Genomic DNA, 13,703 nt, shown 5'->3' with positions numbered 1-13,703 from the left:
ATCCGGGGTCAGCGGGTGCGGAGCCGCTGGCAGACCTGCTGGTCGAAGTGGTGTTCCTCGCGATGGGCCGGGCAGAGGGTGCGGATGTAGGGCGTCTGCCGGTCGATCTCGCCCGGCTCGCCGCAGCGTTCGCAGCTGCGCGCCGCTTCGAGCTCGGCCTCGGCGATGACCCGGTAGCCCTCGGGGTGACGGTCGAGGGAGCAGTAGTAGCGCAGCCCGCCGTACTTCTCCTTCACCTGATGGACCTCGTAGTCGGGGTCGATCGCGGCCAGGCGACGATCGGCCTCGAGCAGGATGTGGTCCCATCCGGCGTCGACCCACACGGCGGCGTCACCGGTCATCCGCGCGAGGATCGGCGCCAGCGATGGTCGGTGCGGATCGAGTCGCGACGAGGGCGCGACCTCGCCTGCCGATGCCTGTGTGCCGTCGTACCACAGCACAGATTCACGAGTCCCGCCGTTCACCGGTCAACCTCCCCGCCCGCTCGGAGTGGCCATACCGTACGACGTTCCAGGCCCTCGTTGCACCACCGGCGAGAAGGTCGCCTACTGGGCGCAACTGCCGCTCACCAACGAGTGGGCCAGGAACGGGCGCTGACGCATGGGCCGGACTTGATGACGCTGGTTTCCTTCGAGTAGTAAGGGTACTTAACAACTACTCAGGAGTACCCATGCGTCGTCGACCCCTCGTCGCTTCCGTTGCCCTTGCCGCCATCGTCACGTCAGCGGCCGCGTCCCTGCCCGCCGCCGCCTCGGTCCCCGAGGAGGCCGGGTGGACCTACACCGACGACCTCGGCCGGACCATCGAGCTGGACGCCGCACCGGAGCGGGTGGTGGCCCTCACCGACGTCGCCTACTCGTTGATGAACTATGGCGTCGACCCGGTCGGCGTGTTCGGCTACAGCGGGTTCGCCGACGACATCCGCTTCGACGAGTTCGACATCTCGGGCATCACCGAGCTCGGATCGATCTACGGCGAGATCAACCTCGAGGCGCTCGCCGAGCTCGATCCCGACCTCATCATCACGCACACCTATCCCACCGATGCCGAGGGCACGCTGGATCCGACCGGTCTGCTCTACGGGTTCGCGGATGTCGCCCAGCAGGAGGAGGTGGACGCCATCGCCCCGATCGCCACGATCCTCATGGGCGGTAGCGCCGCGGACGTGATCACCCGCACGACCGACCTGTCGATGGAGCTCGGCGCCGATCCCGCGGTGGTCGACGCCGCCCGCGCCGAGTTCGACGTCGCCGCTGAGGCGCTCAGGGCCGCCACCGATCCGGCCATCGACGTCGCCGTCATCTACGCCGAGACCGGCGGGGTGTGGGCCGCCAAGGCCCCCGACGATCCGGGCACCCGCTTCTACAGCGAGCTCGGCGTGTCGTTCGTCGACCCGGGCGGCGAGGACTACTACTGGGAGGTCCACAGCTGGGAGACGTTCCCCGCCCTCACGTTCGACGTCGTCCTGTACTCGGTGCGCGGTCTCGACGCCGAGGCGATGGGGGAGATCCCGACGTTCGCCGTCACGCCCGCCGCCCAGGCCGGCCAGGTGTATCCGTGGATCTTCGCCGGGATGGACTACGTGTCGACCGGCGCCTACCTCCAGCAGCTCGCCGGCTGGCTCGGCTCGGCGACCGACGTCGCCTGACCCTCGCCCGGCGGTAACAGATGGTGCCTGGCACCATCTGTTACCGCCGGCGGGGAGGGCCGGGCAGCGTCACACGTCAGGCGAAGAGACGGCGCGAGGCGAGCTCGGCGCCCTGGGCCAGCGAGGCGAGCTTGGCCCAGGCGACGTCGGGGTCGATGCCCTGCATGCCGACGTGCACCGAGAAGCCGCAGTCGACGCCGGCCATCAACCGCTCCGGCGGCACGACCGTGGCCCACCGTTCGATTCGCTGGGCCACCAGCTCGGGGTGCTCGATGTAGTTCGACTGCGGCTCGATGACGCCGGGGCAGATCGTCTTGTGGTCGGGCACGCCGAGCTCGGCGAGCACCGCCCACTCGTGGGCGTGACGCGGGTTGGCCCCCTCGAACAGCACGGTGGACGGCTTGGCGGTCCACACGATGTCGATGATGTCGGCGATGCTCACGTCGTGGTGGTGGGGCCCGGGATAGTTGCCCCAGCACAGGTGCATGCGCAACTGCTCGGCGGGGATGTTCCGCACGGCGTGGTTCAACGCCTCGATGTTGGTGGCGATCGCCGCGCGGAACGCGTCCCGATCGAGGTCGGCGTAGGCGGTGTGACGGCCCATCGCCAGGTCGGGACAGTCGAGTTGTACGACCGCTCCCGCCGCGGCGATCGCCTCGTATTCATGGCGCATCGCCTCGGCGAGGGCGAACACGTACTCCTCACGCGAGGCGTAGTGCTGGTTGGCGAAGAACAGCGAGACGAGGCCGGGCGATGCCGCGCTGGTGAAGATGGCGTGGTGGCCGGCGGCCGTGGCGGCGGCTCGCAACGTCACCATGTCCCGCTCGGCGGCGCCGTCGACGAACTCGGTCTCGCGCACGGTCACCGGGCCGGTGCAGGCCGGGGCCGAGCGCTTGCGGCGACCGGGGTTCTCGTTGACCATCTCGGCGCTGCGCGGGTACTCGTCGAGATCGGTGAACGTGTAGTCGCGGATCGACTCGCCCTCGAAGCCGGTGAGGCGGTACTTCACGTAGGTGGCGTACGACGGCTTGGAGGCCTCCCCGTCGTTGATGACGTCCACGCCGGCGTCGACCTGGCGCTGCACCAACTCGGCGACGGCGGACGTGATGCGTTCGTCGAGCGCCGCCCCGTCGACCGGGATGCCGTCGCCGGCGGCCCACATGATCCGGATCAGGTCGTCGGGCCGCGGCAGACTGCCGGTGTGGGTGGTGAGGATGCGCTCGGTCATGACGATCGCCATCTTGTCGCGCCGGCTTCCAGCACGATCCTCGCCACGGCCTCGGCGTGGGTGAGGATCAACCAGTGTGTGGCGTCGAGCTCGACGTAGTGCCACCGAGTGTCGGCGGCCGCGGCGGCCGCGTACGGACGGAAGCGCCGGTCCGGCTCGGCGGTTGCCGCAACATACGTCCGCGGCAGGTCGTCGGGTAGCGCTTCGAAGAACGGGGCGTGGAGCGTCCGCGCCGACTGCGGCATCAGCCCGGCGTAGAACGCGTCGACGGCCTCCTCGCCGCCGAGCAGGTCGGCGGTCGGGTGGAAGTCTCGAAACGGGACCATCTCCGCCTCGGCCTGGCAATCGGCAGCTCGGTCCGTTCGCGTGCCGGGGCCGATCGGTGCGTGGGCGTCGACGTACACGAGCGCACCGACCCGGTCGGCGACGCGCCGCCACGCTCGTGTGATCACCCTGCCGCCGTAGGAGTGGCCGACGAGGGTGACGTCGTGGAGGTCGTGGTGCTCGATCGCCGCCGTCACGTCGTCGGCGTGCGTGTCGAGCGTGATGTGGGGGCCCGATTCGGCGGCCCGGGCCCCGTGCCCGGTCAGCGACACCGCGTGCACCGTGGGGACGGTGCCGACGCCGTGGACGTGGTGTCGGGAGTCGTGGAGCGCCCGCTTCAGCGGCTCCCAACACCACTCACCGACCCATGCGCCGTGCACCAGGAGGATGGCACCGGACGCCGTCTCCGGCGTCGAGGTCACCTCCCGGTCCGCCTGCAGCGGCGATTGGTACGTTGAGCGCAAGCCCGGTACGGTTGTCCGCACACCGGCCTGTTGTCCACTAGACGGACGATATCGTGATCAGGAGGGGGATCCACATGACGACGACACCGATTGCCCAGCGGCTGCACCACACCGCCTATGTCACCAAGGACCAGGAGGCCACGCGTGCGTTCTACGAGGACGTCCTCGGCTTCCCCTTGATCGCCGCGTGGTCCGAGGCCGATGAGCTGTTCGGTGCCGAGCGCGTCTACTGCCACACGTTCTTCGGTCTCGCCGACGGCAGCGCCCTGGCGTTCTTCCAATTCGCCAATGCCGCCGATCAGGAGCTGTTCGATCCGGCGCTCGCCCCGTCGCCGTTCCGTCACATCGCCATGAAGGTCACGGCCGAGGGCCAGGCCGAGCTGGAGCGCCGGCTCGCCGACGCCGGCTGGAAGCCCGAGGGCACATACGTGCTCGAGCACGGCTACTGCCGCTCGCTGTACACCGAGGATCCCAACGGCATGCTGCTCGAGTTCACCGTCGATGCTCCCGGCGCCGAGCAGATCGCCAAGGATCGCGCCGCCGACGCCCACGAGACGCTGGCCCGGTGGCTCGCCGGCGATCACACGAGCAACAACACCTACCGCTGACGGGCTGGTTCGTTCGCCGATGCTCCCGCGCCCCCGGACCGGTCAGGTCGCGTCGCGCGGCTGGTCGACCGGGAGCATCGCGAGGTCGCTCCACGCCTTCGAGACGTCGGCCGCCGTCTCCAGCAACAGCGGCAGGTACTCGCCGACGAGGTGCTCGATCGACGTCTCGGCGGCGTGCACCGTCACGTTCATCGCCGCCGCAGTGCGGCCGTGCGCATCGCGAACGGGCGCTGCCACCGAGCGGATGCCCAGTGACAGCACCTCGTCGGACAGCGCCCAGCCGCGTTCGCGGATCTCGGCGAGCGACGCGTCGAGCTCGGCACGGTCGGTGGCGACTCGTGGGATGATCCCCGACGCCGACGGCGTGGCGAGCACGGCGTCGAGCTCGTCCGCGGTCAGGTCGGCGAGCAGCACGCGCCCCATCGCCGTGGCCGTGGCCGGGAAGCGGGTGCCGATCTGCACGGCGAAGGCGATGATCTTCGGCACGGCCACGCGCGCCGTGTACACGATGTCGCTGCCGTCGAGCTGCGACATCGAGCTCGATTCGCGCGTGCGGCTCACCAACGACACCAGGTGCGGACGGGCGATGTCCCACAGCCCCTGGGCGGCGATGTACGCCGTGCCCAGCTCGAGCGTCTTGGTGGTCAGCGAGTACGCGCCGCCGACCGAGCGGGCGTACCCGAGGTGTTCCAGTGTGAGCAGCAGGCGCCGGGCGGTCGGCCGGGCCAGGCCCGTGCGGGCCGCCACCTCGCTGACCGTCAGCTCCATCGCCATCGGGCCGAACGCCGTGATCACATCGAGGCCGCGGGCGAACGCCTCGACGAAGTCGCCGCTGTCGTTGCGCTTGCCGCCGCTCGCGTTGGCCCGGCCCGTCCCGTCTCGCTGTTCGCTCGCCATCACTGCTCCATCACCGGAAGAAGCTGGTCCCTCTTGACGAACCACACTCCTGATCACCCTACGGCCGGCCCGCCCGCCGGGCGCGGCCCCCTCGACGGCGTCGTCGTCGCCGACCTGTCGCGCGTGCTCGCCGGGCCGTACTGCTCGATGCTGCTCGCCGATCTCGGCGCGACGGTGATCAAGGTCGAGAGCCCGGCCGGTGACGAGACCCGCACGTGGATGCCGCCCGAGCGTGACGGCACGTCGACGTACTACCTCTCGATCAACCGCAACAAGCGATCGGTGGTGCTCGACTTCAAGGATCCCGACGACCTCGAGCTCACCTACGAGCTGCTCCGTCGCGCCGACGTGGTGATCCAGAACTTCAAGCCGGGCGGCCTCGACAAGTTCGGCCTCGACTACGCCAGTGCCCGGGAGCTCAATCCGGCGCTCGTGTACCTGTCGATCAGCGGCTTCGGTTCGGCCGAGGGTGCCTGGCTGCCCGGTTACGACCTCGTCGTGCAGGCGGTGTCCGGGATGATGAGCCTCACGGGTGAGCCCGACGGACCCGCCTATCGATCGGGCGTCGCCGTGTTCGACGTGATGACGGGGTTGCACGGCGCGCTCGGCGTGCTCGCCGCGTTGCGTCAGCGCGACGCCACCGGCGAGGGCCAGCACGTCGAGGTCAACCTGCTGTCGTCGGCCCTGTCGGGGTTGGTCAACCAGAGCGCCGCCTACACCGCCGGCGGCGCCGTGCCGTCACGCATGGGCAACGCCCACCCGAGCGTGTACCCGTACCAGCCGATGCCGACGAAGGATCGCGACATCGTGATCACGGCGGCCAACGATCGCCAGTTCCGTGCCTTGTGCGAGGTGCTCGGCATCGCCGAGGTGGCCGACGACGATCGCTTCCGCCTCAACGCCGATCGCACGGCCAACCGGGCCGAGCTGCACCCGATCCTCGTCGAGCGCCTCGCCGAGTGGTCGGCCGACGATCTGTTCGTCGCCCTCAACCGGGTCGGCGTGCCGTGCGGCCCGATCAACACCGTGCGCGACGGCATCGAGCTCGCCGAACGTCTCGGTCTCCACCCGCGCGTCACCGTCGGCGACGGCGACCGCGCCGTCGATCTCATCCGCAATCCCATCAGCCTGAGTGGGGCCACCGTCGGCTACCGCCTGCCTCCCCCCGAGCTCGGCGAGCACAGCGACGACATCCGCGCCTGGCTGTCCGACGGGGTCTAGTGGTCTGTCGTCGAGTTGGTGAGGTGGATCGCGCCGCTGGGCGAGATCCAGCAAGCGAGACACCTGATCAATCCGGCGACAGACCACTAGCGGCCGACGCCGTCGCGCCGCGCCTGACGGCATGTGGCTGGCACATCCCATCAGTCACCTCCCCCACACTTCCGAGGAGCACCCGCATGACCACCCCCACCACGCCGACGTTCCGCACGGGCATCGGCGCGTCCGATCTCGACACGATCCAGCTGTTCGGGCACGATCTGGCAGCCGAGCTGATCGGCCAGATCACGTTCGGCGAACTGGCCTACTGGCTCGTCACCAAGCGCCGCCCCACGCCGCAGCAGCGGACGATGTTCGAAGCCGTGCTCGTGTCGCTCGCCGACCACGGGTTCACGCCGACGGCGATCGCCTCGCGGCTCACGCTGCTCAGCGCGCCCGACTCGATCCAGGGGGCGCTCGCCGCCGGACTGCTCGGCGGCGGCTCACGGTTCCTCGGCGTGACCGAGAACGCCGCTGCCTTCCTCCACGACGTGATCGACCCCCTCGACGCGCTGCCCACCGACGAGGCCGGCTGGGACGCCGTCGCCCTCTCCGCCGTGATCGCGGCCCGCGACGGCGGCCGGTTCGTCCCGGGACTCGGCCACCCGGTGCACAAGCACGGCGACCCCCGCACGCCGAAGCTCTTCGAACTCGCCAGGGAGAACGACCTCTTCGGCCCGTACTTGTCGCTGTTCGAGGCGATCGGCCGTGTACACCCGCAGGTGCTCGGCAAGACCCTCCCGCTCAACGGTGCCGGTGCGTGTGGCGCCGTGCTCGCCGACGCCGGCCTCCCGCTCGAGCTGCTGCGCGGCGTGGCCCTCCTGGCTCGTTGCGCCGGGCTGCTCGGCCACCTCGCCGAGGAGATGGTCGACCCGATCGGCAACGACGTCTACATGACGGTCGACCGCAACACCGACTACCGGCCCTGAGCTCTACGGGCCGCTGCGTGTCGGCGGCACGCAGCGGCGGCGCCGTCGATCGGGTGCGGCGAGACTGAGCTCAGCCGCCCGCGCTCGCTTCGGCGTCACCGCCGAGGACGTGTGCGAGCGCGGTCGGCAAGACCGGGTGGGAGAACGCGAAGCCACTGCGCTGCAGGGCGACCGGGATCGCCCGCTGGCTGTAGCCCAGGAGGTGGGTGGCCCGTTCTGCTCCGAGCACTAGTGACGGGAGCGCCATCGGGATACCGATCGGGAGGTGCCAGCGGTGCACGGCGTCGGCGAGGGCCGACGTGAACTCGGCGTTGCGCACCGGCAGCGGAGCAGTGAGGTTGACCGGCCCCGGGAGCTCGGCGGCCAGGAGATGGAGGCAGGCGGCGATGTGGTCGTCGAGGCTGATCCACGCGAGGTATTGGCGCCCGGAGCCGAACTTGGCGCCGAGCCCCAGCTTGAACAGGGGCAGCTGCTTGGCGAGGGCGCCGCCCCGGGTGGTCAGCACGACGCCGGTGCGCAGCAAGGTGGTGGCCACCCCCGCGTCCGCCGCCGGTGCGGTGGCGTCCTCCCAGCGCCGGCAGAGGTCGGCGAGGAAGCCGTCGCCGGGCGGGGCCGACTCGTCGAGCTCTTCGTCGCCGCGATTCCCGTAGAACCCGACGGCCGAGGCCGACAGGAACACGCGCGGCGGCCGTTCGAGCCGGGCGATCGTGCGCGCCAGCAGGTCGGTGCTCTCGACGCGGCTGGCGACCAGTGTGTGCTTGTAGCCGTCCGTCCAGCGGTGGTCGCCGATGCCGGCTCCGGAGAGGTTGACGATCGCGTCGATGCCGTCGAGTCCGTCGGCGTCGATGGCACCGGCAGCCGGGTTCCAGCCGATGTCACCGGGGCCGGCATCGCCACGTATCAGGCGGCGGACGCTGTACCCGGCGGTGCGTAGCGCGGTCGTCAGGGCGGTGCCGATGAGCCCGCTCGCCCCGCTCACCGCGACCGTCGCGCTCGTTGGCCTGTCGGTCGTCATCGGACCTCCTCTCGCCGGGTGGGACCCGGCCTCGCGTGATGAACCATGCCACAGCCATCGTTCCCCGACGAGCGAGTGGACATGTTTAGTGATAATTTAACGTGCCAGCCGCATCCCAGCGGTCAGGTGGCCAGAACCACCACGACCTCCGGGAGCCCCCGGCGGGCGGTCCCGGGCCGGTGTCGCCGGTTGCCCACACCTGGCGGCGCCGCCCGGGCCCTGCGGCTGCCGCCGCGTCGCCCGGGCCCCGCAGCTGCCGTCGCGCTGCGACGTGCGATGAGTCCGTCCCCCTCGTCCCGTCTTGATCGCATCGCAGATCACACGACGATCGCGCCGTGGATCACACAGGGGAGGACCCGATGGCTGCACTCGACCGGACATTCACCACGCGGCTGCAGAAGAGCACCGACAGCCCCGGCGCCTGGACGTGCGTGAAGATGGAGGACTCGGTGGACTTCTTCGGCACGCGCGGACTGGTGAAGGTACGCGGCACGATCGACGGCGAGCCCTTCGAGTCGTCGTTCATGGCGCTCGGCGACGGCACGCACATGTTGCCCGTGAAGGCCGCGCTGCGGAAGCGGATCGGCAAGGACACCGGTGACGAGGTCACCGTGCACCTCGCCGAACGCCTCGAGCGTTGACCCGTCGGACAAAAGAACCTGACAGCCGGTGGGGCACTCCGTACGTTCGCCGCCCATGACCACCGAGCGAGTGCCGCCGCGGCCCCCCGTCACGATCCGCAGGCTCGTCGGGATGGCCATGGCCGCGACGTGGCTCATGTGTTCTCCCGTCGCGGCGGGCAGCGCGACGGCATCCCCGGCGGCAGCGAGCGATCTGACGGCGGTCGTCACGGAGTTCGTCGGCGCGGCGCCGGGCGGGGCGTCGGTACTGGTCGTGCGCGACGGAGTCGAGACGGCGGTGACGGCCGGCGCCGCGTCGTCCGACGGCACCGCGATCGCGCCCGAGACGCGATTCCGCGTGGCGAGCATCTCGAAGATGTTCGTCGCGGCGATGGTGCTGCAGCTGGTGGACGAGGGTGCGGTCGATCTCGACGCCGCGCTGTCGACCTACGTGCCCGAGGCGGTCGTCGGTGGTGACGTGCCCGTGCGGTTGCTGCTGCGCCACCGCAGCGGGCTCGTCGGCTACATGGAGGACGAGGCGTTCCTCGTCGACCAGACGAGCGATCCCGATCGTGTCTTCACCCCCGACGAGCTGCTGGAGTACACGACCGACACCCCAGCCGGTGAACCCGACACCGAGTGGGTGTACACCAACACCAACTTCATCCTGCTCGGGCAACTGATCGAAGCGGTCGACGGCACCGACTTGAACGCCGCGTTGCAGGCTCGCATCACCGGGCCCCTCGGCCTGGCGTCGACGCAGTTCGAGATCGCTGGAGGCCCGCCCCAGGCCGATCTCGCCGAACCGTGGGCGTACGACCCCTATCTCGGCGAGCCCAACACGTCGTATGCCTCGGTGGCGTCGGGGATGTGGGCGGCGGGGGCGGTGGTCTCGTCGCCGGCGGACATCCACGCCTTCCTCAGCGCCCTCGTCGGCGGCGGAGTGCTCAGTGAGGCGTCGTTCGCCGAGATGACCGACCCCGGCCAGGACGGCGGCTATGGCCTCGGCATCGAGATCCTCACGTTCCCGTCGGGGACCGTGTACTACGGGCACCGCGGTGAGGCGCTCGGGTACCGCAGCTTCGCCGGGATCGAACCGACCACGGGAGACGCCGTCGTGGTGCTGACGAACAACTCCGATCTCGACGCCGTCGCGCTGAGTGACCTGATCACCGCCGACTGGTGACCTGCTGTTCGAGGCGGAACGTCGCACGCCCAGCTGAGTCGGCGGCTGGCATGCTGCAGCGGTGACCCCATCGACGTGGCATCTCGCCCAGGTGAACATCGGCCGGCTGCGAGCGCCGATCGACCATCCCGACATCGCCGAGTTCAAGGCGGCGCTCGACACGATCAACGCCCTCGCCGAGTCGAGCCCCGGCTTCGTCTGGCGCTTGCAGGACGACGCTGGCAACGCCACCGGGATCGAGGTCGACCCGGAGGACGAGCTGCTGATTCCCAACATGTCGGTGTGGGAGTCGGTCGAGGCACTGTCGGAGTTCGTCTATCGCTCCGACCACACGCCCTTCCTCCGCCGCCGGCGCGAGTGGTTCCAGCGGTTCGGCTCGACGTTCATGGCGCTGTGGTGGGTGCCCGCCGGTCACCTGCCGACGCTCGACGAGGCCCAGCAGCGCCTCGACCTCCTCGAGCGCAACGGCCCGACCGCCGAGGCCTTCACGTTCCGTCACCGGTTCCCACAGCCGTCCTCACCAGCGTCGACGGTCGCTCATCCGAGTACCGAACGTCCCGAATCGGGGCCCTCGGTACTCGGGTGAGCTTCGTACTCGGGTGAGAGACGGTGGGCTGCGTTGGATGGGGACGGTCAGCCGGCGGGGACGAAGCTCTGTGTGGAGAACTCGCTCGCCGGCGGCACGACGATCTCGCCGTCGACGTCCTCGATCAGCCAGTCGATGAAGCCCTGGGCGTAGTCGATACCGGTGTCGACGATGCGCCCGTCGGCGGCCGCCGCGGCGAACGTCACGTAGCCGTCACCACCCGTGGCGAGGAAGCTGTTCGTCACCACCACGTACGTCGCCTCGGGGTCGATGGGCGCCCACCCGCCGTCGTCGCCGCGCACCTCGACGTTCGAGAACCGTGAGCCCGCCGGCTGGCTGAGGTCGACGTCCCAACGGATCGCCGAGCCGTACGGGAACGACCCACCGCCGCCGTCGGTCGAGTCGACGAAGTAGGCCACCCCGTCCTCGAGCGACTGCACGATCTCGGCGCCGGTGAGGTCGAGTTCGACGAGCGTGTTGGAGAACGGCAGCAGCTCGTACGCCGTGGCCACCGAGATGTCGCCGGCAGGGATGGCGATGCGCACACCGCCGGCGTTCTGCAGGGCGAGGTCGGCACGGAAGGCCCGAGCGAGGAAGGCGTCGGTGACGATCTGTTGGATGAAGCCGCCGTTGACGTCGGCGGCCGCGCCGCTGGTGGCCACCTGGTCCTGGTCACAGATGCCCTCGGAGTAGGTGTCGCCCGGGAGTCGATTGAGGCACAACGGCTCGGTGGCCGTGCCGATCACCTCGGCAGCGAGAGCGTCGGTCTGCACGGCGAACGTGTCGAGGAGCTCCTGCGACTCGGGGTCGGGCTCGATCATCGACACGGTCGGGATCGCGTCGATCGCCGTCTCGATGGCGGCCAGTTCCTCGCCCTCGATCGGCGTGGTCACGTCGGCGTCGTCGGTGCGGCTGAAGTTGCCGACCAGCAGGTGCGGCGTGCCCTGGCAGCCGGCCAGCGTGCCGTCGGCGAAGTCGAGATGCAGCTCGCCGACGACCGCCGCGTACTGCCACGCCTGCACCACGCACACGGGCTCGCCGTCGGCGTTGGTGGTCATCGTCGGGTACTCGCCGCTGCTCTCGATCCCGAAGGCCGTGAAGCCGCCGAGCAGCGTGTGCGAGTCACCGCCCACGACGGCGTCGACACCGGTGACGGCCGCGGCGAGAGCGAGATCGTTGTCGTACTGGTAGTGGGTGACGAGCACGATGTTCTCGATGCCGAGTGACTGCAGCTCGTCGACGTAGCGCTGCGCCGTCTCGGCCTCGTCGAGGAACGTGGTGGTCGGCAACGGTGACGACGACGTCGTCGTCTTGCCGGCGATGTCGAGGCCGATGAAGCCCACCCGCTCGCCGCCGAACTCCATCACGTGGTACGGCTGGAGGTACCGGACCGGCGGCTCGGGCAGCAGCGGGGTACCCGGGGCGGGCACCACGTTGGCGCCGAGTGTGACGGTCGCGCAGTCGTCGGCCGGGTCGTTGAGGTGGTCGAGGAACGTGACGAGCGCCGAGTCGGTGGCGTCGAACTCGTGGTTGCCCACCTCGAACACGTCGAAGCAGACGTCGTTCATCAGCGCGGCGTCGGCCTCGCCGCCGAACAGCGTGTAGAAGAGCGTCCCGGTGATGGCGTCGCCGGCGTGGACCTTCACGACGTTGTCGTTGTTCGCCTCGATCTCGGCGATCTGCGCCGCCACTCGGGGAAAACCGCCGAGCTCGTAGTCGAACTCGCCGCCTGCCGTGCCGAGATCGACCGATCCGCTGCCGGCCTGGAGGTGCGAGTGGTGATCGTTGATGTGGGCGATCGTGATCGACAGCTCACCGACCGTTCCGGGCCCGTCGCTGTCCGGCGGGGCACTGTCGCTCGACGCGCTCGACGGCGGAGGCGCTTCACTCGAGGCTGGCCCGTCCGGCTCGGTCGACGCACTGGCCACCGACCCTCCGGCGACGATGATGGCAGCAGCTGCGGCTGCCAGGCGGCGGGGGCGGTGGGACAGGACGAGCATCGGCGGGCTCCTCGGGTCGTGCGGGCGGACGGTGGCGGTCGGCGGACTCGAACAGCGTCCAACACTGCGCCCGCCGAGTCAAACGAACAGCGGGAGCTCGTTGGTGACGAGGGGTTGTCGCGAAGGTGGAGCGCAACCCACCGCTGACCCGTCCGGGCCGCGTGACGCCGGTCGGGATCGGGGAGTACCGTCGACGGGAGGGCGGCCACCGGCCGGGTGACCGCAACGAGTGTTCGGGGAACAGCCATGAACGGATCGGTCGTCCACTTCGAGGTGCCCTACGACGACGGGGACCGGGCCCGCTCCTTCTATGCCGACGTGTTCGGCTGGAAGATCCAACAGATGCCGGAGTTCGACTACACGGGCGTCAGCACCGGCCCGGCCGGAGACGACGGGATGCCGAGTGAACCGGGCTACATCGGTGGCGGCATGTTCCAGCGGCAAGCCGACCTCGACCGTCCGGTGATCACCATCGACGTCGACGACATGCAGGCCGCGCTGGCGAAGATCGCCGAGCACGGCGGCGCCGCAGTGGGTGAGCCGATGGATGTCGGCGAGATGGGGATCGCCGGCTACTTCACCGACTCGGAGGGCAACCTGATGGGGCTGTGGCAGTCGAAGTCGCAGTGACGACCGCGCGCTGAGCCCGGCTGGGAACGGCTCCTACCAGCGGATCTCGACTTCGATCTCGGACTCCTCCCCGAGCTCGATCTCGACGTTGAGCGTGACCTCGTCGGGGACGGCGGCCGTGTAGCGAACCCCGTCGCGCGAGAACGCCACCTGGTTGTGGCGCGACAGCTGGTCGGCGAGCTCGCGCAGCCGGGCGGCCGCCTCCTCGCGACGCATCGTCGTCTCGTTCTCCACTTCGATCAGCTCGTCACCCATCCCGACCTCCGGTCACTCGTCGTCGCGCACGACGCTAGTGCCGTGACCACAAACGT

15 protein-coding genes are annotated in these 13,703 nt (G+C 69.9%); 8 read left to right on the top strand and 7 right to left on the bottom strand.

Annotation, left to right across the window (positions count from 1 at the left end; translation table 11 throughout):
- Positions 1–8: 8 nt before the first annotated feature.
- Complete coding sequence (locus DN771_RS11035) at positions 9–341, bottom strand: hypothetical protein (RefSeq protein WP_116997420.1); 333 nt, start codon at positions 339–341, stop codon at positions 9–11.
- A gap of 329 nt (positions 342–670) precedes the next feature.
- On the opposite strand from DN771_RS11035, the gene DN771_RS11030 reads away from it, so the two are divergent.
- On the top strand, positions 671–1,648 hold the full coding sequence (locus DN771_RS11030; protein ID WP_162941806.1) for an ABC transporter substrate-binding protein: 978 nt from the start codon (positions 671–673) through the stop codon (positions 1,646–1,648).
- A gap of 76 nt (positions 1,649–1,724) precedes the next feature.
- Here DN771_RS11030 and DN771_RS11025 read toward each other — a convergent pair whose 3' ends face one another.
- Together DN771_RS11025 and DN771_RS11020 are read right to left on the bottom strand one after the other, a co-directional pair.
- The gene (locus DN771_RS11025; protein WP_116997489.1) at positions 1,725–2,876 is read right to left on the bottom strand and encodes a cobalamin-independent methionine synthase II family protein; all 1,152 of its coding nucleotides are present in this window, start codon (positions 2,874–2,876) and stop codon (positions 1,725–1,727) included.
- Complete coding sequence (locus tag DN771_RS11020) at positions 2,873–3,622, bottom strand: alpha/beta fold hydrolase (RefSeq protein WP_162941805.1); 750 nt, start codon at positions 3,620–3,622, stop codon at positions 2,873–2,875. Before DN771_RS11020 ends, DN771_RS11025 begins: the two co-directional genes overlap by 4 nt.
- Positions 3,623–3,738: 116 nt before the next feature.
- Here DN771_RS11020 and DN771_RS11015 point away from each other — a divergent pair, with 116 nt between their 5' ends.
- The gene (locus DN771_RS11015; RefSeq protein ID WP_116997417.1) at positions 3,739–4,272 is read left to right on the top strand and encodes a VOC family protein; all 534 of its coding nucleotides are present in this window, start codon (positions 3,739–3,741) and stop codon (positions 4,270–4,272) included.
- Positions 4,273–4,314: 42 nt separating this feature from the next.
- Here DN771_RS11015 and DN771_RS11010 read toward each other — a convergent pair whose 3' ends face one another.
- Complete coding sequence (locus DN771_RS11010; protein ID WP_116997488.1) at positions 4,315–5,169, bottom strand: IclR family transcriptional regulator domain-containing protein; 855 nt, start codon at positions 5,167–5,169, stop codon at positions 4,315–4,317.
- A gap of 33 nt (positions 5,170–5,202) precedes the next feature.
- On the opposite strand from DN771_RS11010, the gene DN771_RS11005 reads away from it, so the two are divergent.
- Positions 5,203–6,390: a CaiB/BaiF CoA transferase family protein gene (locus DN771_RS11005; RefSeq protein ID WP_116997416.1), complete on the top strand. Its 1,188-nt coding sequence runs from the start codon at positions 5,203–5,205 to the stop codon at positions 6,388–6,390.
- A gap of 176 nt (positions 6,391–6,566) precedes the next feature.
- A complete protein-coding gene (locus tag DN771_RS11000; RefSeq protein ID WP_116997415.1) occupies positions 6,567–7,355 on the top strand; it encodes a citryl-CoA lyase in 789 nt (262 codons plus the stop codon).
- Between the two features lie 70 nt (positions 7,356–7,425).
- On the opposite strand, the gene DN771_RS10995 is transcribed toward DN771_RS11000, so the two are convergent.
- Positions 7,426–8,370 (bottom strand): TIGR01777 family oxidoreductase, encoded by a 945-nt coding sequence (locus tag DN771_RS10995; protein ID WP_116997414.1) that lies wholly within the window; start codon positions 8,368–8,370, stop codon positions 7,426–7,428.
- A gap of 359 nt (positions 8,371–8,729) precedes the next feature.
- Between DN771_RS10995 and DN771_RS10990 the strand changes: the two genes are divergently transcribed.
- From DN771_RS10990 to DN771_RS10980, 3 genes are all read left to right on the top strand, one after another.
- Positions 8,730–9,011, top strand: coding sequence for a DUF1905 domain-containing protein (locus DN771_RS10990; protein ID WP_116997413.1), 282 nt, complete (start codon positions 8,730–8,732; stop codon positions 9,009–9,011).
- A 55-nt stretch (positions 9,012–9,066) separates the two neighbouring features.
- Complete coding sequence (locus DN771_RS10985; protein ID WP_116997412.1) at positions 9,067–10,176, top strand: serine hydrolase domain-containing protein; 1,110 nt, start codon at positions 9,067–9,069, stop codon at positions 10,174–10,176.
- Positions 10,177–10,237: 61 nt separating this feature from the next.
- Complete coding sequence (locus DN771_RS10980) at positions 10,238–10,762, top strand: DUF3291 domain-containing protein (protein ID WP_116997411.1); 525 nt, start codon at positions 10,238–10,240, stop codon at positions 10,760–10,762.
- A gap of 47 nt (positions 10,763–10,809) precedes the next feature.
- On the opposite strand, the gene DN771_RS10975 is transcribed toward DN771_RS10980, so the two are convergent.
- On the bottom strand, positions 10,810–12,762 hold the full coding sequence (locus tag DN771_RS10975) for a bifunctional metallophosphatase/5'-nucleotidase (protein WP_116997410.1): 1,953 nt from the start codon (positions 12,760–12,762) through the stop codon (positions 10,810–10,812).
- A 246-nt stretch (positions 12,763–13,008) separates the two neighbouring features.
- On the opposite strand from DN771_RS10975, the gene DN771_RS10970 reads away from it, so the two are divergent.
- Positions 13,009–13,392 carry a VOC family protein gene (locus DN771_RS10970; RefSeq protein ID WP_116997409.1) on the top strand — a complete coding sequence of 128 codons (384 nt, stop codon included), beginning with the start codon at positions 13,009–13,011 and terminating at the stop codon, positions 13,390–13,392.
- A 33-nt stretch (positions 13,393–13,425) separates the two neighbouring features.
- Here DN771_RS10970 and DN771_RS10965 read toward each other — a convergent pair whose 3' ends face one another.
- On the bottom strand, positions 13,426–13,647 hold the full coding sequence (locus DN771_RS10965; protein ID WP_116997408.1) for an amphi-Trp domain-containing protein: 222 nt from the start codon (positions 13,645–13,647) through the stop codon (positions 13,426–13,428).
- Positions 13,648–13,703 lie beyond the last annotated feature (56 nt).

The sequence above is a fragment of the Desertimonas flava genome (genome assembly GCF_003426815.1).
In the GTDB taxonomy this organism is placed as follows: domain Bacteria; phylum Actinomycetota; class Acidimicrobiia; order Acidimicrobiales; family Ilumatobacteraceae; genus Desertimonas; species Desertimonas flava.
Note: the sequence above shows the minus strand (reverse complement) of the source record. Positions and strands in the feature narration are given on the sequence as shown.